Annotated in this window: 21 protein-coding genes and 2 tRNA genes; 8 read left to right on the top strand and 15 right to left on the bottom strand. The window is 43.1% G+C overall.

The annotated features are described in order from the left end of the window. Positions 1-171: 171 nt before the first annotated feature. The 8 genes from AC23P2_RS25735 to AC23P2_RS25700 all read right to left on the bottom strand — a co-directional run bounded on the left by AC23P2_RS25735 (position 172) and on the right by AC23P2_RS25700 (position 11232). Entirely contained in the window at positions 172-2067 is a 1896-nt protein-coding gene (locus AC23P2_RS25735; RefSeq protein WP_487775851.1) for a helix-turn-helix domain-containing protein, read from the bottom strand. Between the two features lie 22 nt (positions 2068-2089). Further along, complete coding sequence (locus tag AC23P2_RS25730; RefSeq protein ID WP_487775850.1) at positions 2090-2884, bottom strand: thymidylate synthase; 795 nt, start codon at positions 2882-2884, stop codon at positions 2090-2092. Positions 2885-2975: 91 nt separating this feature from the next. Continuing rightward, positions 2976-3590 (bottom strand): hypothetical protein, encoded by a 615-nt coding sequence (locus AC23P2_RS25725; RefSeq protein ID WP_487775849.1) that lies wholly within the window; start codon positions 3588-3590, stop codon positions 2976-2978. Continuing rightward, on the bottom strand, positions 3587-4876 hold the full coding sequence (locus AC23P2_RS25720; RefSeq protein WP_487775848.1) for an AAA family ATPase: 1290 nt from the start codon (positions 4874-4876) through the stop codon (positions 3587-3589). The genes AC23P2_RS25725 and AC23P2_RS25720 overlap by 4 nt, the downstream gene beginning before the upstream one ends. A 95-nt stretch (positions 4877-4971) precedes the next feature. Then, positions 4972-7125: a methylmalonyl-CoA mutase gene (gene scpA / locus AC23P2_RS25715; RefSeq protein WP_487775847.1), complete on the bottom strand. Its 2154-nt coding sequence runs from the start codon at positions 7123-7125 to the stop codon at positions 4972-4974. A 13-nt stretch (positions 7126-7138) separates the two neighbouring features. Next, entirely contained in the window at positions 7139-8749 is a 1611-nt protein-coding gene (locus AC23P2_RS25710) for a WG repeat-containing protein (protein ID WP_487775846.1), read from the bottom strand. 55 nt (positions 8750-8804) lie between these two features. Continuing rightward, positions 8805-9839 (bottom strand): AI-2E family transporter, encoded by a 1035-nt coding sequence (locus AC23P2_RS25705; RefSeq protein ID WP_487775845.1) that lies wholly within the window; start codon positions 9837-9839, stop codon positions 8805-8807. A 7-nt stretch (positions 9840-9846) separates the two neighbouring features. Next, the gene (locus tag AC23P2_RS25700; RefSeq protein ID WP_487775844.1) at positions 9847-11232 is read right to left on the bottom strand and encodes a methylmalonyl-CoA mutase subunit beta; all 1386 of its coding nucleotides are present in this window, start codon (positions 11230-11232) and stop codon (positions 9847-9849) included. 238 nt (positions 11233-11470) lie between these two features. Here AC23P2_RS25700 and dnaA point away from each other — a divergent pair, with 238 nt between their 5' ends. Together dnaA and AC23P2_RS25690 are read left to right on the top strand one after the other, a co-directional pair. Then, positions 11471-12898, top strand: a complete 1428-nt coding sequence (gene dnaA, locus AC23P2_RS25695) for a chromosomal replication initiator protein DnaA (RefSeq protein WP_487775843.1) — start codon at positions 11471-11473, stop codon at positions 12896-12898. After that, the gene (locus tag AC23P2_RS25690) at positions 12891-13850 is read left to right on the top strand and encodes a GNAT family N-acetyltransferase (RefSeq protein WP_487775842.1); all 960 of its coding nucleotides are present in this window, start codon (positions 12891-12893) and stop codon (positions 13848-13850) included. Before dnaA ends, AC23P2_RS25690 begins: the two co-directional genes overlap by 8 nt. 231 nt (positions 13851-14081) lie before the next feature. Here the strand turns inward: AC23P2_RS25690 and lysM are convergent, their stop codons facing one another. Then, positions 14082-14543, bottom strand: a complete 462-nt coding sequence (gene lysM, locus AC23P2_RS25685; RefSeq protein ID WP_122929886.1) for a peptidoglycan-binding protein LysM — start codon at positions 14541-14543, stop codon at positions 14082-14084. Between the two features lie 120 nt (positions 14544-14663). On the opposite strand from lysM, the gene AC23P2_RS25680 reads away from it, so the two are divergent. The 5 genes from AC23P2_RS25680 to AC23P2_RS25660 all read left to right on the top strand — a co-directional run bounded on the left by AC23P2_RS25680 (position 14664) and on the right by AC23P2_RS25660 (position 18491). Then, entirely contained in the window at positions 14664-15659 is a 996-nt protein-coding gene (locus AC23P2_RS25680; RefSeq protein WP_487775841.1) for a 2-hydroxyacid dehydrogenase, read from the top strand. A gap of 139 nt (positions 15660-15798) precedes the next feature. Further along, positions 15799-16716, top strand: a complete 918-nt coding sequence (locus tag AC23P2_RS25675) for a serine hydrolase (RefSeq protein WP_487775910.1) — start codon at positions 15799-15801, stop codon at positions 16714-16716. Positions 16717-16729: 13 nt separating this feature from the next. Then, positions 16730-17638, top strand: a complete 909-nt coding sequence (locus AC23P2_RS25670; RefSeq protein WP_487775840.1) for an AraC family transcriptional regulator — start codon at positions 16730-16732, stop codon at positions 17636-17638. A gap of 63 nt (positions 17639-17701) precedes the next feature. Further along, on the top strand, positions 17702-18166 hold the full coding sequence (locus AC23P2_RS25665; RefSeq protein ID WP_487775839.1) for a hypothetical protein: 465 nt from the start codon (positions 17702-17704) through the stop codon (positions 18164-18166). 13 nt (positions 18167-18179) lie between these two features. Then, a complete protein-coding gene (locus AC23P2_RS25660; protein ID WP_487775838.1) occupies positions 18180-18491 on the top strand; it encodes a DUF3817 domain-containing protein in 312 nt (103 codons plus the stop codon). 76 nt (positions 18492-18567) lie between these two features. Here the strand turns inward: AC23P2_RS25660 and AC23P2_RS25655 are convergent, their stop codons facing one another. After that, positions 18568-19785, bottom strand: a complete 1218-nt coding sequence (locus tag AC23P2_RS25655; protein ID WP_487775837.1) for a pyridoxal phosphate-dependent aminotransferase — start codon at positions 19783-19785, stop codon at positions 18568-18570. An 88-nt stretch (positions 19786-19873) separates the two neighbouring features. On the opposite strand from AC23P2_RS25655, the gene AC23P2_RS25650 reads away from it, so the two are divergent. Beyond that, positions 19874-20350 carry a methylated-DNA--[protein]-cysteine S-methyltransferase gene (locus tag AC23P2_RS25650; protein WP_487775836.1) on the top strand — a complete coding sequence of 159 codons (477 nt, stop codon included), beginning with the start codon at positions 19874-19876 and terminating at the stop codon, positions 20348-20350. A 105-nt stretch (positions 20351-20455) separates the two neighbouring features. Here AC23P2_RS25650 and AC23P2_RS25645 read toward each other — a convergent pair whose 3' ends face one another. From AC23P2_RS25645 to hppD, 5 genes are all read right to left on the bottom strand, one after another. Beyond that, on the bottom strand, positions 20456-21001 hold the full coding sequence (locus AC23P2_RS25645; protein WP_487775835.1) for a fasciclin domain-containing protein: 546 nt from the start codon (positions 20999-21001) through the stop codon (positions 20456-20458). A gap of 366 nt (positions 21002-21367) precedes the next feature. Beyond that, positions 21368-21442: transfer RNA gene (locus tag AC23P2_RS25640), tRNA-Pro, on the bottom strand. A gap of 21 nt (positions 21443-21463) precedes the next feature. Further along, positions 21464-21550: transfer RNA gene (locus AC23P2_RS25635), tRNA-Ser, on the bottom strand. Positions 21551-21664: 114 nt separating this feature from the next. Then, positions 21665-22390 carry a phenylalanine 4-monooxygenase gene (phhA, locus tag AC23P2_RS25630; RefSeq protein WP_487775834.1) on the bottom strand — a complete coding sequence of 242 codons (726 nt, stop codon included), beginning with the start codon at positions 22388-22390 and terminating at the stop codon, positions 21665-21667. 34 nt (positions 22391-22424) lie between these two features. Further along, positions 22425-23558: a 4-hydroxyphenylpyruvate dioxygenase gene (gene hppD / locus AC23P2_RS25625; RefSeq protein WP_487775833.1), complete on the bottom strand. Its 1134-nt coding sequence runs from the start codon at positions 23556-23558 to the stop codon at positions 22425-22427. Positions 23559-23831: the final 273 nt, after the last annotated feature.

Raw genomic sequence — 23831 nt, 5'->3', positions numbered from 1 at the left:
GTACCATACTTATCTCCCCCTGTCGTCCCACTTTTCAAAAATGGCAAAATGAGTTACTATACTTTATAAACAACTATTTATCAGAATATTACAAAAAAAAGGACGTGCCACTTTTAGAAGGTGGCACGTCCTAACCAATAAAATGGCACACATTTATGAAGCTAGCTCTGCTTATTCATCCTCAATCCTGGCCTCAAAGAAATATTCACGCGGGGTTTGTTGCGTCATTTTTTTGAAAGCGCGGTTGAAAGCCGTTTTTGAATTAAACCCTACTTCAAAGGCAATGGCCAAAAGGGTAAAATGTTTGTTGCGTGGGTCTTCAAAACGTTGTTTAAATTCTTCGATTCGGTACTCATTGACAAAGTCAAAAAAGTTTTTGTTGTAGCCTTCATTGATAATTTTTGACAATAAATGAGGCGCAAGTTTTAATTTCTGGGCCAATTCATTGAGCGTCAATCCAGGGTTGGTATAAGGCTTATGTTGCTGCATGTAGGTTTCCAATTTGCTTTTGTACCCACCTAAATTTTCGAGCGTGTCCGCCTCTTTTTCTAAAACGGGAGCCAATGCATCTTGCAAAGCAATCGTAACGGTAGGTTCTTCGGTAGGTTTTAGGAAAGGCTGAGGTTTGGCCTGAATTTTAAAAATTTCGGGTTGGTGAATGGCAAAATACCCCAGAAAGTAGGGAATAGTCGAAAACGCTAACCAAATGGTATCAATGCTCTTCTGGACAATCGAAACCGTCTCAATTTTGAAAAAATACCCCACGCCAAATAACAAGCCTGAAAAAAGCCAAAGCACCAAACAGACCAATTGTAGTCCCAAAACCGTCGAAAGGTATTGAAGGTTGTACTCAGAAGAAGATTGATTGGCAGCCAATGCCCGATACGAACGAATGGCACGATAACATACAATCCAGTAGTACAAATTAGTCAATAGCGCCAGCGTTCCTGTTCCCCAAAACAACCAAACAATGTCGGTTTCACGGTTGACAATTTTGATTTGAAGGCGCTTTTCTTCCATAAAAAAGAAAGGAAGATAGACCAGCAACTGAACCGCTGGCAATAAAAAATGTCCCCACCAGTGTCGTGGAAATTTGGGAATTTTGAAAAGCAGTTTCTGAATGTAAAAATAGAAAAGTGGGGCGTACAAAAACAGTGCGAAATCGGGTATAAGTAGCATTTTAGTATATTCTTGCGCTACTTCACGGTATGCACTGACCACTTTGATGGCCACTACCACAGCCATAAATGCCAGCGAAACCACCAACCAACGATTCGCATGTCGGTTGTAGTCTTGCATAGAAGTAATGGCAATGATTAATAAAATACTTTGAAAGGCCGAAAACAACAACAAAAGATCATAAATAGAAATGGAGCGAAATGTCCCCGAAAGGTCTTCCCACGACTGAATTTCTGCCTCAATATTCTCATTGTTAAGCACTTTACCACGATAAAGTAGGCGATTAGGACGCGTTTTTCCGTATTCCTGTCCTTCAACGCTGTTCCAATCTCCTCGGGTAAACTTATATTCAAGTCTCGGTAAGTCGGAAGCTACCGTTACGCGATACGTACCATCGACTTGCTTTCTCAGGCGAAAATCTTCATCGCCAGCGTGCCAATTATTGAAATTTCCCACAATAAACAAACTGGCATCTTTGGGCGTATTTTCAGGAATTTGAGTAACGACAAAATGGTAGGTAGCCCTTGCCTCCCAGCCATCAACGGTAAGCTGAATTAGCTTAGGGTTCTTTTCTTTAAAACGATAATATACCCTATCTGCCCGACTACCTCCTTTATCGTCTCCTTCCACTAATCCCCAATTCCCTTGCGTAATTTTGTATTTAAAAACGGTGAGGGTATCGGGCAAATCAATGTAATACACGCCTGATTCCGAGCGCTTTAGCTCATACGCCAAATCTCCTGGCTGCCAATTATTAAAATCAGTTGCTAAAAAAAGGCGCTGGTTCGCGGTTTTGAACGGCGCATGGCGTACAATTTCGACCCTAATTTGCGCGAAAGCAAACAGAGGCAACAGCACTCCCATCAAACAACGCCACCAATTCTTCATCACGATTTAGTATTAAGTCCGACTAAACAGCCACAGGTGCTTTAATGGCTGGCCATGGATTGTAATTTTCGAGGGTAAAATCCTCAAATGTAAAGTCAAATACACTCTTCACGTCGGGATTGAGCTTCATGGTTGGCAGCTCTCTAGGCTCCCGACTAAGTTGTAACTCAACTTGTTCCAAATGGTTAAGATAAATATGCGTATCTCCGCCAGTCCAAATAAAATCACCGTACTCAAAGCCACATTCTTGGGCAATCATCATCGTAAGCAGCGCATAACTAGCGATGTTGAAGGGCACACCCAAAAACACATCCGCACTGCGTTGGTACAACTGACAAGAAAGTTTATTATCGGCGACATAAAACTGAAACAAGGCATGACAAGGGCTGAGTGCCATTTTTGACAAATCCGCAGGATTCCATGCCGAAACGATAATCCGACGAGAATCGGGGCTATTTTTAAGTTGTTTCAACACATCCATAAACTGGTCAATCACCTGTCCGTTAGGGGCTTCCCAGCTACGCCATTGTTTTCCATAAACGGGGCCTAAGTTACCGTCGGCGTCGGCCCATTCATCCCAAATACTCACGCCGTGGTCTTTGAGGTATTTGATGTTGGTATCGCCTTTTAAAAACCAAAGTAATTCATGAATGATTGATTTGGTATGCACTTTTTTGGTTGTGACCAGAGGAAACCCTTTTTGTAAATCAAAACGCATTTGGTAGCCAAATACACTAATGGTTCCTGTACCTGTGCGGTCGGTTTTGCGGGTTCCGTTGGCTAAAATATGGCGAAGTAAGTCGTGGTATTGCTGCATTTGAAATTCGTTAATTGTTATTCTGTTAATCGTTAACCGTCTCTGTTGGGTTCCCAAATCAAAGAAATTAAATGTTGATGTTAGGGTTCAATTAATCATCAAACATAAATCTAAAATTGTAATCCGACAAAAATGGATTATCATCCCTCATAAATCGCTGAAATGCGTGACGGCGACTTGTACACATTCCAGGATAGTTTAAATCAAGCACCCGAATTGTAACTTCTGCCTTTACTTTTTCCTCTTCTAAGGCTTGAGGATTAGGCAGTAAACGATGCTGAATGAAATCATAAATAAAATACTTTTTGAACTCAAACGCTACTTCATCAGGACGCAAGAGGTCTGGCTCGTGTTGATTTCCCTTTGCTTCTTGGCAATGTTTACAAGCGATGTATAAATTCCTCCAATCGCATACGAGTCCGTAGAAAGCGGGAAGTGATTTTGGGTAAAAATGGTCAATTGAATCACCTCCTCTATGAAAAGGGTAATCATCACAATAAGAACAATGACTCTCGGTCATTTCCATCAAATCAGGCAAAAGATGCTGATTCAGCTTTTTACCTTCGATTTGTGGCCATTGAAACATAAAAGAAGGGTTTTGAGCTCGATTTTGAGCGTAACGTTCACCAAACCATTCCCACCGAGGCTTTCCTTCGACGGTTTTTGACAACACTTCTGGCTCTTCTTTACGTTCAAACTTTCTCATATTTCGGTCAAAGAAAAATCCTGATTAGTAAGACGTTTTAACTGACGGAGTTCCATACCCAGAATACTATCTAACTCCGTACTTTGTCCCGAAAGTTCTTTTACCAGTTGATGCAGTCGAAGAGCGTAATCTTGGCGCTGTTCAGCCAAAAAAGACGTTTTTAGCGCTTGAAAATCCTGTAATTTCCTTTCCACTTCAACCCCGAAGCGCTCTTTGATACCAAATATTTCTTCCAAGATATAATCATAGCTTTTGGCATCTTCTGATAAAATAGGCGGCCCTGCCAAGACACTGTAACCGTCTTTTTTCTCAAAACGATGCACCCAAGCGCCATCCACCGAACCCACTACAAAAGGAGAATGAGTTGAAATAAAAATTTGAGCGTTTTTGAATAGTTTTTGGACGACAGGTAAAATTTTTCGCTGCCATGCGGGATGCAGATGTACTTCGATTTCGTCCAGTAGCAAGATAAAGTTTCTTTCCAAAACGGGAGTATCATTGACCCATTTTAGCCGATCCATCCGCATAAGCAAATCCCCCATCCAACTTACCATAGATTTCAGGCCGTCGGGGAGTTGGTCGAAATTCAAGGTTTGGCCATCAACCTTGATTTTTACGCCTAATGGTTCCTCTTCTAAGTCGAATTTAACCTCTGAATCAATAATGTCGCCTAACGCATTTTCAATAATTTCAATCGTTGAGCGGTATTTATTTGCTTTTTGTATATCCCCTTTGCCTTTGGCTATCAGTTCACGGGTTTGAACGTTTACAAGCCATTGAAAAAAGAGCTGTGGATTGATGGAATTCGTAAAATTATTCGCATTAAACAGTGGTCTTTCCTGTATTTCCTGAATCCCAGTAACCTTAAAGTCGCTTACCTGGCGATAGCCCGAATAAGCTATTATAATAAAATCAAATTCTACCGTTTCAGGTTTTGCCCCTACTTTATTGGAATATTCGACAAGTCTAGGAACCCAATTATTAGAGTCTAAATTACCTTGACTCAAATACCATTTCATCGGTGGAGATGCAGGAGAAACTGAATAGCCAATGGTAAATGAACTTGTCGGCTTATTCGTCCAAAACTTATTAACGATTAAATCTCCATTGTAATACTTTGGAAATGACAAGCACTGTAAAATTGTACTTTTTCCTGTACCATTTCCTCCAGTAAGAATATGAATTTCCGCTTTGTCATTTACCTTCTTGGGCTTGAAGTTCATCTCTACATCACGAAAAGGGCCAACTTGTGCAATTTGTAAGCTCTCAATCCGAAAATTTTCCATTGCTCTTTGCGATTAAATCTGTCTCAAAATAACAAAAAATGCCCCGCTATTGCTAACGGGGCACGAGTATTGTTCTAGGTTTGAATGGGAAAGCGCTACCCCTCTCCCATCAACTCCCTCAAAATTTTCTGAGCAGCCACCGAGATAATGGTCCCTGGGCCAAAAACCCCTTTTACCCCTGCTCTGTACAAAAAATCGTAATCTTGGGGAGGAATCACGCCGCCCGCAATCACCATAATATCTTCGCGGCCTAGCTTTTTGAGTTCCTCAATTAGTTGCGGAACAAGGGTTTTGTGTCCTGCCGCCAAACTAGACGCACCCACCACATGCACATCATTCTCCACCGCTTGACGTGCCGTCTCCTCGGGGGTTTGGAACAGCGGCCCCATGTCCACGTCAAAACCCAAATCAGCAAAGCTTGTTGCAATCACTTTGGCACCGCGGTCGTGGCCATCTTGCCCCATTTTAGCCACCATCAAGCGCGGACGACGCCCTTCAAGTTCGGCAAAACGGTCGGCCATCTCACGGGCCAAGCGGAAATTCTCATCGTCCGAAACCTCCGCACTATAAACACCTGAAATTGAACGTATCACTGCTTTATATCTTCCAAAAACTTTTTCCATTGCATCCGAAATCTCCCCCAATGTAGCGCGTAAACGCGCCGCTTTTACGGCCAAACTGAGCAAATTAGAGTCAAAATCTGTTCCTCCTTGCTGATGACACGCCTCCGTAATAGCTTCCAAAGCTTCTCGTACTTTTTCGGGGTTACGCTCGGCTTTCAAACGATTCAATCGCGCGATTTGCGACTCTCGAACCGCCTGATTGTCCACCTCCAAAATATCAAGTGCCTTCTCCGAATCAGGTTTAAATTTGTTGACCCCCAAAATGATATCTTTTCCGCTGTCGATGCGGGCTTGTTTGCGGGCTGCCGCTTCTTCGATGCGCATTTTGGGTAAACCTGCCTCTATCGCCTTGGTCATACCGCCCATTTGCTCTACTTCTTCGATCAACGCCCACGCTTTTTCGGCCAATTCTTTGGTCAAATATTCAACATAATAACTTCCTCCCCACGGATCCACAACGCGGCAAATATCCGTTTCATTTTGTAAATACAATTGGGTATTCCGAGCAATCCGCGCCGAAAAATCGGTAGGTAGGGCAATGGCTTCGTCAAGCGAATTGGTGTGCAAACTTTGGGTGTGGCCCAAGGCCGCCGCCATGGCTTCAATCGCCGTGCGAGCCACGTTGTTGAACGGGTCTTGCTCCGTCAGCGACCAGCCTGAGGTTTGGCAGTGGGTACGCAATGCCAGCGATTTTTTGTTTTTGGGAGAAAATTTATTCACAATTTTTGCCCACAACAACCGCCCTGCGCGCATTTTGGCAATTTCCATGAAATGATTCATACCAATCCCCCAAAAGAAAGACAAACGCGGCGCAAAATCATCAATGTCCATACCCGCCTCCAATCCCGTCCGAATGTACTCCATCCCATCGGCCAGCGTGTAGGCAAGCTCAATGTGAGCAGGGGCACCCGCTTCGTGCATGTGGTAGCCACTGATACTGATGCTATTGAATTTGGGCATAAAACGGCTTGCGTACGCAAAAATATCCCCGATGATGCGCATACTTGGCGCTGGAGGGTAAATATAGGTATTGCGCACCATGAACTCTTTCAAAATATCGTTCTGAATCGTCCCTGCCAACTGTTCAGGAGAAACGCCTTGTTCTTCGGCGGCCAAAATATAAAAAGCCATGATTGGAACCACAGCCCCGTTCATGGTCATCGAAACCGACATTTGGTCGAGAGGAATTTGGTCGAAAAGAATTTTCATATCCTCGACGCTGTCAATGGCTACCCCTGCTTTGCCTACATCGCCCACTACCCTCGGATGATCTGAATCGTACCCACGGTGGGTTGCTAAGTCAAATGCTACGGAAAGTCCTTTCTGACCTGCGGCTAAGTTTCTACGGTAAAAAGCATTGGACTCCTCCGCCGTTGAAAAGCCTGCATATTGACGCACCGTCCAAGGTTGCATCACGTACATGGTGCTGTACGGGCCGCGCAAAAAAGGAGCAATACCCGCCGCAAACCCCAAATGTTCAGCATCGGCTACGTCTGCTTTGGTAAAAGTTGTTTTTACTTTGATGCCTTCGGCGGTTACAAAGGGTTTTGCTCCTTCCCAGGGTTTATCCTGCTGACGCAAGGAAACATCTAGTTCTTTTTCTATGTTGAGGAAGTTGGGTTTCATAATAAACTTTCTGTTACTTACAATCTTCAATACATTTACCAGTCCTATCAATTACAAACTCTTTTTTACCTTTTATAACTCTTGAACGGCCATCCTCTCCAAAATAGAATGCTTCATCATAGACAAAAGGTATAATAGTTTTATTGGCTCTATCAATAAACCCCCATTTTCCATTTTTTTTCACAGATGCTAAACCCTGCGAAAAATTATTCGCTTTACTGTATGTAAATGGTATTATAATTTTATTTTTCCCATCAATAAAACCCCATTTATTATTCTTTTTTGCAGTTATTAATTCGCCAATACTACTAATTTCTTCAAATTGTGGAGAAATAATCATTTCACCTGAATAACTTATAACTCCCCATCTACCTTTTTCCTTTACTGCTAGCCATGGACTATCATAGAGAGTAATTTCTTGATATTTTTGACGAGTAATATTCTCACCTTTTTTATTAATCAATCCCCATAAATTATTCTTTTTAACTTTAGCAACATTAAAGTAGGATTCATAAGAAAAATCTTCATAAGTAGGCTTTAACATTACATTACCTAAAGAATCTATTAACCCCCAGAGCGAATTAGGAAACTGTAAAGCTATAGTAGACATTTCAAGCCCTCCCATTCGTTCAATATTTATACAATCTAAATTAGGCAAAAATTTATTTTTGGATACTTGATATATTTTCCAAGTACCATCTTTCATCAATGCAATCAAACTATCGCTTAAAAGTTTATCTTCATCGTATTCATGAGGAACTAAGATTTCTTCTTTATTACCTTGATATCTTATAATACCATATTTATTTTCATGACTTATTGGTAAAACATATATTGTAGTGTCCATATTTGAAATTGAGCCCTCTAAAAGACCACTAAAAAGTCCACCTGAAAAACCCAAAATAGAATATTCTTTGGTTTTTAACTCCATTTTTACATCATCAATAGAGGTTAGAACTTTTTCTTCGACAATTTTACTTTTATTATTTACAATTGTCCACTTCACTAATAATCCACTCAAAGTAGAATCATTAAGAATCATTTTTGTCATCCCTACTTTTTCTACAGTAGAAAATGGCATTTTTTCCATATTGGATGATAAATAAAAAGTAGTTTTTAGTGTATCAATTATTTGCTCATATCTTTTACATTCAAAGGAATTTATTTTTTCACTTTCTAAACTCTCTTTTGCTCCAATAAGTAAAGATGTTTTTATTCTTGTATCATTTTTTAATTGAGAGACTACAGAAAGTATAGGCATCATCACTCCTCGCTTTAAAGAATCAGTTGTTTCAAGTAACAAAACAATTTTTCTGTTATAATCAACAAATAAATGGCTAGAATCTATATCTAACGATGATATCATTTGTATGTGAGGATTCTTCGAACTAAAATAATATTCCTCGTTTGAAGTTGTAAAAACCCCATTTGTATCTGATGATGTAATTTTATAAACCAAACGCTTATCAAAAATATATAACGAATCTATTTCGTTTGAGCCAATTAGCATTTTTCGAAACATGTCTAATGACAAAGAATCATTTGAGACTCCTTTCTGAGTGTCTTGTCCATGTGACACATAACCCCAAATAAATAATATTACAAATAAAAAAAAACGCTTCATTAGTATTTTAAATCGTAATTTGTTAAACATAAAAACTATTGAAATTTTGTTTAAGCTATTTCTCGGGCCCCAAAAACGTCGCTAAGGGCTTCCATTCTTCCACATTATCGGCGATGAGTTTTAAGATTGCCACAAAAGGTAAAAACAACACCATGCCCGATACCCCCCAAATGACCCCGCCCAAAAATAACGCCACCACCGATGCTAAGGTATTTACCTTTAATTGTACGCCTACTACCCACGGAAAAATGACATTGGCCTCTAAGTACTGAACAATCCCAAAAACCGCCACCACGCCCAATGGATACCAAATAGAGTCGTGCATCATCCACGCAACTGAAATTGGCAACAACGCTCCAATCGCAATTCCTACGTAGGGAATGATGGTCAGAATGGAGGCAATAAAACCAAACAAAATCGCTTGGTTCAACCCCACAATGGCCAAGCCGACACTGTTGAGAATGCCAACTATCAAATATACTAAGAGTAAGCCTTTGATGTAGTTATAATAGGTATCTACTGTTTGCATAGCTACCACCCTTACTCGGTCGCGGTTTGCATCGCCAAAAAGTTCATATAAGCCCCGCATCAACAGTTCTCGGTAACTTAAAAACAAGGCCGTAAAAAGCGGTATCATCACCAAATTGAACAGTAAACTTGCCGTCGCATTGACAGTTCCTAACAATACCGCACCTAACCGACTACCCAAATTATTAGCCGTCTGTCTTAGCCAATTGATTTGCATATCAAGCGAAATATGCCATTGCGTTGTGAGCCAATGTTGAAAATCAACCAATATTTTGTCACTTTTTAGGCTCAATCTCGGTAGTTCCTGCCGTAATTCAACCACCTGCCACACCATAATCCCAACCAAGCCCGCGCCAATTACCAACACAATGGCCAAACAGGCAGCAATGGCAGTACTTCGCGGCCAGCGCCGACGTTCGAGCCATCGGCATAAAGGGTACAACACCATCGCAATCAATAACCCAAACATCATCGGAATGCTAATCACTTTGGTGAAATACATAATCACTGCTCCCATCAGCAGGATTTGCAAATAACGACTTACTTTATCAGGTGTGGTCATCCTATTTTTATGCTTCAAACAATTGGGCGATTCGACGGTTGGCTAGTAATTTAAACGCTGATTGAGTGGGTTTTTCTTCAATTGTAGAAGGCGGTACAAGGATTCCTTCGTCAAACCTAAATTTATTCACTCCTACCATCACGCGCTTTCCATCTTGTAAGGCGCGAAGCGTTTGTTCGTAATTCTCCTCAATCGACTCCTGAATGACATTTTGAGTGACGGCCTCCATAAACCCTCCTTTTTCCTCGATAGCAAGGAACAATTCCCATGCTTTGTCAGCCAGTTGAAGTGTCAAGTTTTCGAGGTAATAACTTCCCGCCGCAGGGTCAATGATCTTGTCTAAATAACTTTCGCCCTTCAGCAAAATGGAAATATTTCGGGCAATGCGCTCCGAAAACTCGTCCGATTCTTGAAATACAGCATCGTACGCATGAACCGTCAACGCATCGCAACCGCCCATGACCGCACTCATCGCTTCGGTCGTAGCGCGCAACATGTTGGTGTTGGGCGTGATGGCTGCATCATAAAACGTTGATGTTTGCGCATGGATATAGCAGTACGCTTTGTCATACCGAACAACTTCCTTCAAAAACTGCCCACTGATTCGCTCCCACAAATACCGTAAAGCGCGTAGCTTCGCAATTTCAAGAAAATAATTCGTACCAATAGACAAAGAGAAATATACTTTTGACAAAATCTCCTCCACCGTAAGCCCTTCATCAGTAAGTTTATCTAGGTAGGTCACCGCCGACGAAAGCGTGAAGGCCAACTCTTGCGCAATATTTGCCCCTGCGTTATGAAACACATGACTGCTCACACATACCGTCCGAAACTGCGGCGATTTTTGAGTTTGTTGAATACAGTTGGCCAATTCTTTAAAATACGAGGCTGATAGTTCTCCCGTTTGTGTCCAACGCGCCAAGCCGTCGTCGGCCAAACCGCCTTTCATTTGATAAGGAATAAATCGGAGTAATTCAGAAACGGTAGCCACTTCTCGTCCTCCTGTTTGAAAAAAAACGGGTGTTTCGCTCAACTTTATCCCATCGAGCAACTTTGTCAGTTCCACTTTCTCATTTTTTTCCAAATTCACCATCAACGCCTCTGCTCCTTTTTTCAGCATTGACTTGAGCCGTAGATTGGTTTCTTTTTCCTCGCCGATTTCCACATTTGGCTGATTTAGCCAACCCGCATTTTGAGTTTGAGAGGCTTGAAGAGCCACAAATCGCTCATCTACAAGATCTTCTGAGGCATAGTAAGGCTCAACTACGATTCCTTCTGCCGTATTCCACAAGAGAGTCGCATCAAAATCTTTCCCTTTCAAGTCTTTGATGGTCTGCTGTTTCCAAACTTCTTTCGGAGCGGGGGAAAATTCGGAGAAAAGAGGTAAGTTCATGAAGTCTTGTACTTTTTAAAGAAAAAATAATTTTAAAACGATTGGGTAAAAATAGAGGGAATAACTTTCCATTTCAAGCCTTGTGCTGGATTTGCTGCTATATAGATATAGATGCGCAAAAAAGCCATGATTTTTTGCAGAATTTCTGCAATTCTGACAAAAATCAGCATCTAATACTTATTGTTTATGCGTAAGTTTTCCCTAATTTTGCAGCCCTTTGTCCAAAAAATAGAGTTGAGTGAACTATCAATTACGCCGCGAAGTCGATGAGGTATGGGAGAAATGCCTGCAAGTCATCAAGGCAAATATCTCCGAACAAAGTTTTAAAACCTGGTTTGAGCCGATTGTCCCCTTTCGGCTTGATGGGAAAACTTTGACCATACAAGTACCTAGTCAGTTTTTTTATGAGTGGCTCGAAGAAAACTATATTCACGTTCTTCGACGCGCACTCGATTTCGCTATTGGTCGTGACGGACAGCTCGAATACTCTATTATTGTTGACACAGGCACCGACCGTCAACCGCCCATTAAGGTTCATGTACCAACGACGAACTCGCCCGTAGCGGCAGAAGCACGTCAGAAAGCAGCTTCTGAACCCCGAAAGCCTGCTCCACCGCCCGTTAGAGGCATCGATACCACCGAACTGGATTTGTTTCTCAATACCAATTACAGTTTTGACAACTACATTGAGGGAGATTGTAACCGTCTGGCCCGCTCGGCAGGTATGGCCGTGGCGCAGCGCCCAGGAGTTACTTCGTTCAACCCGCTTCTGATTTATGGCGGCGTGGGCTTGGGCAAAACGCACTTGGTTCAAGCCATCGGAAACCACATCAAAGGCCATTTTGGCGACAAATCGGTGTTGTACGTTTCTTCTGAGAAATTTACGAACCAATTTATCAACGCCATCAGAAACAATACCCTGCAAGATTTCACCGATTTCTACATGCGTGTCGATACGTTGATTTTGGACGATGTGCAGTTTTTGTCGGGTAAAGAAAAAACGCAAGATACCTTCTTCCATATCTTTAATCACTTGCACCAATCAGGTCGTCAAATCATCATGACCTCCGACCGCCGTCCGAGTGAACTACAAGGGCTTCAAGACCGTTTGCTTTCTCGCTTTAAGTGGGGCCTCACGGCCGATCTCCAACAGCCCGACTTCGAAACACGGATTGCTATCATTCAGCGCAAACTGCAAGCCGAAGGTATTTATATCGAAGCAAGTGTGATTGAGTACGTGGCGCATAGTGTAAATACGAATGTTCGTGAACTTGAGGGAGTTATCATCTCGCTCATGGCGCAGGCATCGCTCGTACGTCGGGATATTGACCTAGAATTGGCAAAAAGTGTCTTAAAAAACATTGTTTCTACCGAAGAAAAGGAAGTCAACATCGACACGATTCAAGACATTGTATCTGATTTTTACGACGTGACCATTGCCGATTTGAAAAGCAAGAGCCGTAAAAAGGAGCTGGTGTTTCCGCGTCAGGTAGCGATGTATTTTGCCAAAGAACTCACCGACTTATCGTTAAAATCCATTGGGTATCACTTTGGCGGCCGCGACCACAGCACGGTCATCCACGCCGTACAGACCATCAGCGACTTGATGGAACAAGACGAAGCCGTCAAAGAAGCACTCCAAAAAATTCGGAGTAATTTTGGGTAAATTACACCTCCTCCCGCATACTGCTTTTTCCCTTAGTCGTTGGGATGCCTTCATTGCCGCCTCTCCGCAGCGGGTGATGTACGCGTATGCGTGGTATTTGGACGTGGTTTCGCCGCAATGGCAGGCATTGGTGCTGGAAGAAGACGGGGTTTGGAAGGCCCTGATGCCCCTACCCACGCAGCAAAAATGGGGGTTAAACGTAGTCCAACAGCCGTTTTTTTGTCAGTTTTTAGGGATTTTTACGACACCTTCGGTCGAGCTTGCTTCGGTGCAAACTGCGTTTTTGGAAGCCCTTTCTACGCGTTTTCGGTACGTGTCGAGCTATTCGGGGCGTTTTGGCGGCAGCCTTTTTCCTGCGCCGTGGGAGGTAAAGCGGTGTTTTACCCACCTCTTTCCCCTCAACGTTCCTTACGAACAACTCCACCAACGCTACTCCACCGACCGCCGCATGAACTTAGTGCGCGCGCTTCGTTTTGGATGGGAAATCACCGAAAGCGAGGACATTGAACCGATGATTCAATTGTTTCAGGAAAACCACGCGGCCAACATTCAAGGGGGCGTGGCCGAAACGGCTTACGAATTGCTGCGAAAAGTGGTGGAAGCCTTGCAGCACCGCAACGCCGCTCGCATCGTGTACGCGCACAAAGACGGGAAGATAGAAGCGGGGGCGCTGTTTGCCACCTATGACCAACGCATTGTGTATTTGTTCAACGCCGCCTCGGCGGTCGGGCGCAAGGGCAACGCTCGCACGTTGTTGATTGACCAATGCTTTCAAGCCTTCGCTAACTCGGGCTATGTATTTGATTTTGAAAGCCCCGAAAAGGAGTCCATTGCGTCTTTTTATGCCTCCTTCGGTGCGCAGTCCGAAGAATATTGGGTACTTCATTACAATGCGTTGCCTTTCCCGCTCAAACAATGGCAGGCATATCGTAGAAAAAAATCCATCTCATAAGTTCACCTTCCCGAAAGTTTGAAACGTAATACCTTCCCGAAAGTTTTGAACTTTCGGGAAGGTGGAAAAGCCTCCTATGACTTTTTGTTAACCCAAACCATGACAAAAATCAGTTTCACTTTTTTGGGGGTGGTAACAACAAAAAAGCCCTTCTCAGAAACGATGCTGAGAAGGGCTTGAGGATAACCTCCCGAAAGTTTAAAACTTTCGGGAGGTTGGGAAAATGTTGAATTATGAAAGCGGTGGAATGCGCAACACCTGACCTGGGTAGATTTTGTCAGGGTGAGTCAACATTGGCTTGTTGGCTTCAAAGATAATTTCATACTTCATTGGGTCTCCGTAGTACTTAGCCGAGATTTTAGAAAGCCAATCGCCTTCTACAACTGTGTGATACTGAGCCTCTGGCGCTGGTTCAACCACCACCATATTGTTATCCACAGCTTCAACGCCTTCAACGTTTCCTACTGCCAACGCGATTTTTTCGGCGTCTTCTTGTTTCGCAACTTCACCTTCGATAATAACGGTGTGACCCGCTACTTTTACAATAAGTTTATTGTAAGGCAAGCCCAACGTTTTTACGTGTTGTAACAACGCGCCCGCTTTGAGTTCCGCAACTTTTTCAGGTGCTGCAGCTGGTTCGTCTTTGCCGAAGATTTTTTCTCCAACACCCTTAAAAAATGACATGAGTCCCATGGTTGAAAAAGATTTTGTTTGGTTTATACTATATTTGATTCACAAGGCTCAAATCTAAGTGTTTTTTAAGTCCTTGCAAATCGTTAGACCGTTATTTTAGTTTTAAGTCACACAAAAGGTATGAAAATTGCATTTTTCAGTTCAAAAATCTACGATAAAATCTATTTTAACCGCTACAATACATACCATGAGTTAAAATACTTTGAAAATCCCCTCAATGCCGAAAGTGTTGATTTAACCAACGGCTACGACGGGGTATGCGTCTTTGTCAATGACCAACTCAATGCCGAAGTCATTGCACAACTCGCCGCGCGAAACATCAAAATCATCGCCCTACGCTGTGCGGGTTTCAACAACGTGGATCTTCAAGCCGCTCAAAAACAAGGCATTACCGTCGTTCGCGTCCCTGCCTACTCGCCTCACGCCGTAGCCGAACACGCCGTGGCGCTCATCATGACGCTTAATCGTAAAACGCATAAAGCTTACAACCGCGTCCGCGAAGGGAATTTTTCATTGGAACGCCTCACGGGTTTTGATTTGTACGGAAAAACCGTCGGTGTCGTTGGAACGGGAAAAATTGGCGAGGCTTTTGTATTTATTATGAAAGGGTTTGGGTGCAAAGTACTGGCTTATGACATTCATCCCAATCCTGTTCTTATCAATGCAGGAATTCAATTTGTGGAATTAGACGAGCTTTTTGCCCAATCGGATATTATTTCACTTCACTGCCCGCTTACCCCACAAACCAATCGCCTCATTAACAGCGAGTCGCTCGAAAAAATGAAGCCCAACACCATGCTCATCAATACAAGTCGCGGCGGGCTTATCGACACCAAAGCGGTTATTAATGCGTTGAAAAGCGGAAAATTGGGCTATTTGGGGATTGATGTCTATGAACAAGAAGCCGATTTGTTTTTCAATGATTTTTCGGAAAGCATTATCCAAGACGATATGCTCATGCGACTTATGAGTTTTCCGAATGTGCTGATTACGGCCCACCAAGGCTTTTTTACCGAAGAAGCCCTCACCCAAATCGCCCAAGTGACGTTGCAAAACCTAGCGGATTTTGAGAATAACCAGCTTTCTACAGCCACAACTTTGGTCCAACGGGTTTAGGAGTAACCCCGTTCGCTCGTCAGCGGTCGGGTTAGGAGTAACCCGATCCATACGTTCCTGATTCCTAATTCCCCATTCCTAATTCCCAATACTTCAACCCATGTTTTCATCAACCAACCCTCGCTACTTTCTTACGCTTATGCTGTTGATTAGTTGTTGCCACCTAGCTTCAGCTCAACCCAACGTTCCCAATACCAAAATTGACAAAAAACTTACAGCCCTCTTGCAAGAAGTAATCAAAGGACACGAAGGGGACGTGGGAGTGTATGTGCGTAACTTAAAAACCAATAAAATCGTTGAAATCAACGCCGATACGCTGTTTCCAACTGCCAGCATGATTAAAGTACCGATTCAGTGCGGGTTGTTTGACAAAATCAGTAAAGGTGAATTAAAATACAATGCCATTCTTACCTACAAAGATTCGTTACACTACGATGATGGTATCGTCGGTTCTCTCAAAGACGGCGCAAAAATTCCGTTAAGTGAAGTCGTTATGCTCATGGAAACCGTCAGCGACAATACGGGCAGCCTTTGGTGTCAAGCTTTAGCGGGAGGCGGAAAAAGCATCAACGAGTGGTTAGACAAAAACGGCTTCACGGCCACCCGCGTCAATTCGCGCACGCCTGGCCGCGAAGCCAACCGCACGCGTTACGGCTGGGGGCAAACCAGTCCGCGCGAGATGGCGGAACTTATTGCAATGATTCGCGCGGGAAAAGCCATTAGCCCTGATGCCTCCGACCGCATGTACCGCAACCTTACTCGTCAGTACTGGGATGGAGAAGGACTCTCTCAACTTCCTCCCGAAATCAAAACCGCTTGTAAAAATGGAGCGGTCAATCGTTCTCGTTCGGAAGCCGTGTTGGTTCATGCTCCCCACGGAGCGTATGTTTATTGTGTCATCACTAAAAACAACAAAGACGAAAGCTGGACGGCCAACAATGCAGGCTATGTTTTACTTCGAAAAGTAGCAAAAGCGCTTTGGACGTATTACGAACCTAAGTACAATTGGACACCTCCTTTGAATTTTGAAAAATGGTACCAAGAGGCCGTTGAATAAATAAAAAATGCCTGTGTCGAAGAAAATAAAAACGTTTTCTACCTACGAATTTGTCGATAGGTATTTTGATCCTGAGCCTCCGCTGCAAGAAATGATGCGCCCCGACTTTGGGCGCTTCTTTATTGTAGATGTGCAGGAATTGATAAAACTGTCTAAGTTACCCGTTCCTCCCTCTCGCTCAACCACGCACTCGCTTATTTACTTAACGTCAGGGGAAGCTACCATGAAAATTGGCTTCCACGATGTTTGCATCCAAGCCAATGAGTGCCTTATAGTACCCGCTGGACAGGTATTTTCTTACGACAAATACGAGCAAAATCAGGGATACATCGTGGTTTTTAGCAGTGATTTTCTGATTGGTAAAATTGGCAGTAAAGAACTGATTGACCAATTTGAATTCCTTACCCTTTGGGGCAACCCCATCATTCGTCCAACGCCGCCAAGTGCCCCTTTTTTGGAAATGCTTTTTCAAAGGGTACAGCTCGAATACCAACAATACGGCTTGGGAAGTTCGTTGATTCAACCCTATTTTATTACGGCACTATGCGAGCTAAATAGGGCCTATCAACCACTTGCACAAGGAAAAAGCACAACGTCTCTCCACCTAACCAATCGCTTCAAAGCATTATTACATCAATACATTCGCAGTAAACATCTTGTGAGTGAATACGCCGAACTGCTCCACGTTAGCCCCAACCACCTCAACAAAGTTATCCGTGACGTCACCAACCAATCTCCTTCCAAGTGGATTGACGAAACACTCGTGCTAGAGGCTAAAGTGCTCTTGTTTCAAAGTAAACTGAGCATCAGCGAAATCGCCGCCGAACTTGGCTTACTCGACGCTTCTTATTTTAGTAGGCTATTTAAAAAATACGTAGGAGTCAGTCCAAATGAATTTCGTAAAAGGATTGATTTGTCCTAATATCAGCTTTTCTCGTCCTACTTTTGTATTCGGATAGCAGCGACCTTTGCAAAAAAAAGACTTATGTACTCACTTCTTTTATTTCTACATTCTACGGTTCGTTGGTTAGTCGTCGCTACTTTAGTTATCTCGCTGATTAGGGCTTATTTAGGAATTCGCCAACCCCGTCCTTTCACAAGAGCCGATAACGCTTTTCGGCATTGGACAGCTACTGTGGCCCATATTCAGTTGATGCTCGGCTTATGGATTTACAGCGAAAGCCCCATAGCAATGTATTTTTTGAAAAATGCCCGAATGGGTTTTCAAAAAATTGATTTAACATTTTTCGGATTGATTCATCCATTGTTAATGTTTATCGCGGTTGTTCTTGTCACCATCGGCTCAGCGTTAGCAAAACGAAAAGCCACCGACCACGATAAATTCAAAACCATGTTTTTCTGGTTTGCATTGACCCTTTTGGTTATTTTTATTGCCATACCTTGGCCCTTTTCGCCGCTCTCTACCCGGCCACTTTTTAGAACTTTCTAACCTCCTATACTTTATGAGCTCATTTTTCACGACCTCTGTAGGTCGATTGCGGCTTATTGCCTTTTTGGAAGGTATTTCTCTACTTGTGCTAGTTTTTGTGGCGGTTCCGCTCAAGTACATGGCGCACGATCCAAGTTGGGTAAAAGCCGTTGGTCCCGTCCATGGTATCCTTTTTGTACTTTTTGTTTTTAGTACCTTCAAAGTAAGCCTCGAACAGCATTGGCCCTTCCGAAGGGTGACTTGGAAAGTTTTACTGGCGTGTTTTATTCCTTTTGGTACGTTTTACATTGATGCGGTTATCCTAAAAAAAATGCCAAAGCAATAGGCAAAAAAATACCCCGAAAAAGCACGTTTGCTTTTTCGGGGTACACTTATTTTCGTCAGTCCTAGCTTGCTTGTGACTAATACAACTTAGCTACGGCTTCTGCAATACGACGACACGCTTCGGTTAAATTCTCATCCGAAGCAGCCGTAGAGATACGCATACAGTTTGGTGCTCCAAAACCAGACCCTGCCACTGTGGCCACAAACGCTTCGTTGAGCAACCACATGCAGAAATCATCTGAATCGTTGATAGCTGTTTTACCATCGGTTTTACCAAAATAGTAGCTAATGTCAGGGAAAGCGTAAAACGCTCCTTGTGGCATATTTACTTTAAATCCTGGAATTTCTTTCAACAAACCAACCACCAAATGACGGCGACGGTCGTAAGCCTCGCACATTTCTTTGGCCGCGTCTTTCGGGCCTGTAATGGCCGCCAACGCCGCACGCTGTGAAATTGAACCCGTACCTGAAGTTACTTGACCTTGCAATTTTTCTACTCCGTCAGCAATCCATTTCGCGGCACCGATGTAACCAATGCGCCATCCTGTCATAGCATAGCCTTTCGCTACCCCGTTTACAGTAATGACACGATCGTGGATTTCGGCCACCGAGCCAATGCTAAAATGCCCTTGAGGTGTAAAGTTGATGTATTCGTAGATTTCATCGGCCAATACATACACGTTTTCGTGTTTGGCGATCACCGCCGCCAACGCCCGAAGTTCTTCTTCACTATAAACCGAACCCGTTGGGTTGTTGGGTGAAGCAAACATTACTACCTTGGTACGGCTCGTAATGGCGGCTTCTAGTTGCTCAGGAGTTACTTTAAAATCATTTTCAAAACTACCGTCCACAATCACTGATTTCCCTTCGGCCAACTTCACCATTTCGGAATAGCTTACCCAATACGGTGACAAAATCACGACTTCGTCGCCTGGGTTTACCAATACCTGAATCACATTTGCCAAAGAATGCTTAGCCCCTGTTGACACTACAATATTTTCAGGTTTCCAATTTATATTATTTTCATTCTTAAACTTATCAGCAATGGCTTTGCGCAAATCGGCATAACCTGCCACTGGCGAATAGCCGTGATAGCCTTCGTCGATGGCTTGCTTTGCAGCTTCGCAGATGTGCTTTGGGGTCTTGAAATCGGGCTCACCCACGCTCAAGCTAATCACTTTATGACCTTGTGCGGCTAATTCGCGCGCTTTTTTGGTCATTCCCAACGTAGAAGACTCTTCTAACGCGTTAATGCGGTCGGCCAAAACACTGGCCGTTTCTACAACAGCAGACATAGTAAGTTGTTTTAAAAAATTTGCGCGCAAAATTACGATTATATGCAAAAAAAACCTATTTTTATTTCAATTTTATCAACTACAACCCATGTCTATTGCGTATTTGCAAACGCCTCTCGGAGTAGCTCACATTGAAGGTGACGACGAAGGCATCCAAAAAGTAACCATTACCAACGAAGCCTTCCCTTCTGTCGAAGCCCCAATCTGTGGGGTGGTACAGGACTGTCTAGCCCAATTAAAAGAATATTTTGAGGGAAAACGCCAAGTCTTTGACTTAAAGCTAAACCCCAAAGGAACCGAATTTCAACGACGCGTTTGGCAGGAATTACGGCTTGTCCCTTTTGGCCGAACCACTTCTTATTTAGCACTTTCTCGGCAACTAGGCGATGAAAAAGCCATCCGAGCCGTGGCCGCCGCCAATGGCAAAAATCCCATTTGGCTTATTGTGCCCTGCCACCGCATCATTGGCTCCGACGGCAGTCTTACGGGCTATGCAGGTGGGCTTTGGCGCAAAAAATGGCTGATAGAGTTTGAAAAAGGGGGATTACAGGGCACCTTGTTTTAGCCGCTTTACTAACCCTATATTTTTTCATTTATCATTACGGTAAAACAAAAAAGCGGTGGAAATATTCCACCGCTCGCAGGTCGTAAGCCGACCATCCACACATACCTATCCTGGCATTACGACTGTGTCAATAACGTGAATCACACCGTTGCTTTGATACACGTCTTTGATAGTTACTGTCGACATTCCTCCTTTTTCGTCAGTAAGAATCAACTTTTTCCCTTTCATCATTGCCTTTAGCGTTCCACCCTGTACCGTTTTAAACGTAGCTGTACCGCCACCTGCTTTAATCGCATCGGCAATTGCCTTTGAGTCCATTTTGCCTGCCACTACGTGGTACGTTAAAACGGTCGTCAATGTGCCCTTATTTTCTGGCTTCACCAACGTCTCAACCGTTCCAGCTGGCAACTTATCAAAGGCAGCATTCGTAGGAGCGAACACTGTGAATGGGCCTGCACTTTGCAAAGTTTCTACTAATCCTGCGGCTTTAACAGCTGCGACAAGCGTCGTGTGGTCTTTAGAATTAACTGCATTTTGCACGATATTTTTCGACGGGTACATCGGAGCTCCACCTACTTCAACTGTTTTTTCTTGTGCAAAAGATGCGTTGAAAATAAACGCCGATACGAACAACATTACTAGCTTTTTCATTGTGTTTGTAATTTGGTTTTTTATAGATTGTTCAAATGTTGAATTACAAACAGACTTACGGCGATTGGTCAGCGCTTAGATTTGCGGAGGATTATTTTTCTTAAAATTTCTTTGAAATTATTTTTTAAAATATTGATTATCAGTACTTTATTAATCAAAGAAAATAAAAAAGTAGGGCGTTCAGTTCGTTTGTTTAAAATTTTTCCCGCAGATGAGCACAGATTTACGCAGATGAATCGCTTAATGAAGCCCTTTTTCAGCGAACATCTGAGTTTGTATTAGTGAACGGCTTTTGATCCTAAAAAATGGAATTATATAGAAGAAGTCAGAAAATAAAAAAGCCTTCCATTTTGGAAGGCTTTTTTGTCGGGATGGCAAGATTCGAACTTGCGACCTCCTGGTCCCAAACCAGGCGCGATGACCGGACTACGCTACATCCCGATTCCTGCTATTTCAAGCAAGCGGAGGGAGAGGGATTCGAACCCTCGGTACCCTTGCGAGTACGGCAGTTTAGCAAACTGCTGGTTTCAGCCACTCACCCATCTCTCCGTTTAAAGGCTGAACGATAAGTTACGACCGCGTTGGTGTGTTGCTTATCGAGGCGCAAATATAGGGGTTCTGAAATGTTTAAAACAAATTTTTCGCAAAAAAACTTACTTTTTTTTACACCAAAAAGTGCATTTCTGTTAAAACAGCCTCAATATCAGGCACTGAACGGTACAATTCTTCAAAAGAATTTATGACAAAATAATGATCCTGAAATCGGTCGATATGATAAGAAGCTGCTAAAAGTTCTCTTACATCAAAACGAATTTTGGGAACATCTGCGCGGAGGCAGTAAGTACTTTCGCCAATCGACGACAAAATACCTCCCCCATAAATTTTAAGGCGGCTTTCTTCTTGAATCAACCCAAATTCTACGGTGTACCAGTATAAGCTGCCGATTTGTTCAATGGCTTCGGGGACATCTAGCCACCGCAACGCCACTTTACTTAACTCCGACATAAAATCACAAAACGGCTGGTGCGCCAACAGTGGTACGTGTCCAAACGTATCGTGAAACATATCGGGCTCTTCCAAATAATCCAACTGCTCGGGTGTTCGTAACCAAGTTGAAGCTGGAAATTTTTTATTGGCCAACAACTCAAAAAAGTCACGTTTGGGAATCAAACCCTCCACAGGCGCAACTTCCCAACCCGTGAGCTCGCGCAACCGTGGATTAGTTTCCGTCTCAAAATTAGGAATATGGTCAGCTACAAACCCTACTTTATCGATTCCCGCTAGATAGGTTTTACTTGCTATGAGCGGCAATTGTTCCATCTGCCGTTCAAACAACGCCCTCCATACTTGGTGGTCGCTGGGCGAATAATTTTGAAAGTCTTGTTTCATTTTTCACCTCCTCTGCAAGCTAATTTATTATAAGCTAAAGTGTTCCTCTAAGTTCTTGTTCACGTTCAATGGCCTCAAACAACGCCTTAAAGTTCCCCTTCCCAAACGATTTTGCTCCTTTACGTTGAATGATTTCAAAAAACAAGGTCGGGCGTGGCATGATGGGCTTGGTGAAAATTTGGAGTAAATACCCCTCGTCGTCGCGGTCCACCAAAATACCTAACCTGCGCAGAGGTTCTAAATCTTCGTCAATGTGTCCCACACGTGCCAACAAATCATCGTAATAGGTAGTGGGAACTCTTAAAAATTCAATCCCACGGTTTTGTAATTCGGTTACGGTTTCGATGATGTTGTCAGTAGCCACCGCAATGTGTTGTACCCCTGCTCCACCGTAAAAATCAAGATATTCTTCTATCTGCGATTTTTTCTTTCCTTCGGCTGGCTCGTTGATGGGAAATTTGATTCGTCCATTTCCGTTGCTCATCACTTTGCTCATCAGTGCGGTATAATCGGTTGAAATGTCTTTGTCATCAAATGACACCAACTGATTGAATCCCATTACGTTGGCATAAAAATTCACCCAAGGCAACATTTCGTTCCAGCCCACATTTCCTACCATGTGGTCCACGTATTTTAGGCCAATTTCGGCAGGACGATAGGCAGGATTCCATGATTTAAAACCTGGCAAGAAAACGCCTTTGTATTGGCCTCTTTCTACAAAAATATGAACGGTATCTCCATACGTATGAATACCAGAACGTACTACTTTTCCAAACGCATCTTCTTCTACGATGGGTTCAAAATACGGCTTTGCCCCACGTCGCACCGTTTCTTCAAACGAATACTGTGCATCGTCCACCCACAAAGCAACCACTTTGATACCATCGCCATGCTTGTCGATGTGTTTCCCGATTTCGGTTCCACCCTGAAGCGGCGAGGTCAACACCAATCGGATTTTATCCTGTACCAAAACGTACGATTCACGGTCGCGGAGGCCCGTTTCTAACCCCGCATATGCCAACGGCTGAAAGCCAAAAGCTGTCTGGAAAAAATGCGCTGCTTGCTTAGAATTTCCTACATACAGCTCCACATAGTCAGTGCCATTTAAGGGTAGAAAATCCCTTGATGCTTCCAAGGCTGGTTCAATATTTGCGACTAAGGTACTCATAGCTTACTGATTAATAAGGAATTAAGGACTTTATTTGTGTTTGTTGATGAAGTGTAAATTATTTAATTGTTTTACTAATTATTAATTTACTTACAATTTTATAGACAATTATTAATAATTGCAAGTGTCTAGTGCTTTTTAATTGGTTAAGTACCTAAGCAAAATTAGACAGGCTATCTAATCCTTCAACCCCACGCCGCTTCGGCCTTTAGATTTGTGCGATGTAAAAATTCCAAGAAAATCATAACTTGGAATACTCTCAAACTGAGAGTA

It is taken from the genome of Runella sp. R0.1_18 (assembly GCF_057652155.1).
This window is presented reverse-complemented; position numbering and strand designations above follow the sequence as displayed.

Excerpts from the sequence above, each read along its gene's own strand:
- AC23P2_RS25710 (WP_487775846.1), bottom strand. The coding sequence starts at position 8,749 with ATGAAGCGTTTTTTTTTATTTGTAATATTATTTATTTGGGGTTATGTG.
- AC23P2_RS25665 (WP_487775839.1), top strand. The coding sequence starts at position 17,702 with ATGTACTCACTTCTTTTATTTCTACATTCTACGGTTCGTTGGTTAGTC.
- AC23P2_RS25705 (WP_487775845.1), bottom strand. The coding sequence starts at position 9,839 with ATGACCACACCTGATAAAGTAAGTCGTTATTTGCAAATCCTGCTGATG.
- AC23P2_RS25645 (WP_487775835.1), bottom strand. The coding sequence starts at position 21,001 with ATGAAAAAGCTAGTAATGTTGTTCGTATCGGCGTTTATTTTCAACGCA.
- AC23P2_RS25675 (WP_487775910.1), top strand. The coding sequence starts at position 15,799 with ATGCTGTTGATTAGTTGTTGCCACCTAGCTTCAGCTCAACCCAACGTT.
- AC23P2_RS25720 (WP_487775848.1), bottom strand. The coding sequence starts at position 4,876 with ATGGAAAATTTTCGGATTGAGAGCTTACAAATTGCACAAGTTGGCCCT.
- hppD (WP_487775833.1), bottom strand. The coding sequence starts at position 23,558 with ATGAGTACCTTAGTCGCAAATATTGAACCAGCCTTGGAAGCATCAAGG.
- AC23P2_RS25650 (WP_487775836.1), top strand. The coding sequence starts at position 19,874 with ATGTCTATTGCGTATTTGCAAACGCCTCTCGGAGTAGCTCACATTGAA.
- AC23P2_RS25655 (WP_487775837.1), bottom strand. The coding sequence starts at position 19,785 with ATGTCTGCTGTTGTAGAAACGGCCAGTGTTTTGGCCGACCGCATTAAC.
- scpA (WP_487775847.1), bottom strand. The coding sequence starts at position 7,125 with ATGAAACCCAACTTCCTCAACATAGAAAAAGAACTAGATGTTTCCTTG.
- AC23P2_RS25735 (WP_487775851.1), bottom strand. The coding sequence starts at position 2,067 with ATGAAGAATTGGTGGCGTTGTTTGATGGGAGTGCTGTTGCCTCTGTTT.
- AC23P2_RS25660 (WP_487775838.1), top strand. The coding sequence starts at position 18,180 with ATGAGCTCATTTTTCACGACCTCTGTAGGTCGATTGCGGCTTATTGCC.
- AC23P2_RS25700 (WP_487775844.1), bottom strand. The coding sequence starts at position 11,232 with ATGAACTTACCTCTTTTCTCCGAATTTTCCCCCGCTCCGAAAGAAGTT.
- AC23P2_RS25730 (WP_487775850.1), bottom strand. The coding sequence starts at position 2,884 with ATGCAGCAATACCACGACTTACTTCGCCATATTTTAGCCAACGGAACC.
- phhA (WP_487775834.1), bottom strand. The coding sequence starts at position 22,390 with ATGAAACAAGACTTTCAAAATTATTCGCCCAGCGACCACCAAGTATGG.
- lysM (WP_122929886.1), bottom strand. The coding sequence starts at position 14,543 with ATGGGACTCATGTCATTTTTTAAGGGTGTTGGAGAAAAAATCTTCGGC.
- AC23P2_RS25680 (WP_487775841.1), top strand. The coding sequence starts at position 14,664 with ATGAAAATTGCATTTTTCAGTTCAAAAATCTACGATAAAATCTATTTT.
- AC23P2_RS25725 (WP_487775849.1), bottom strand. The coding sequence starts at position 3,590 with ATGAGAAAGTTTGAACGTAAAGAAGAGCCAGAAGTGTTGTCAAAAACC.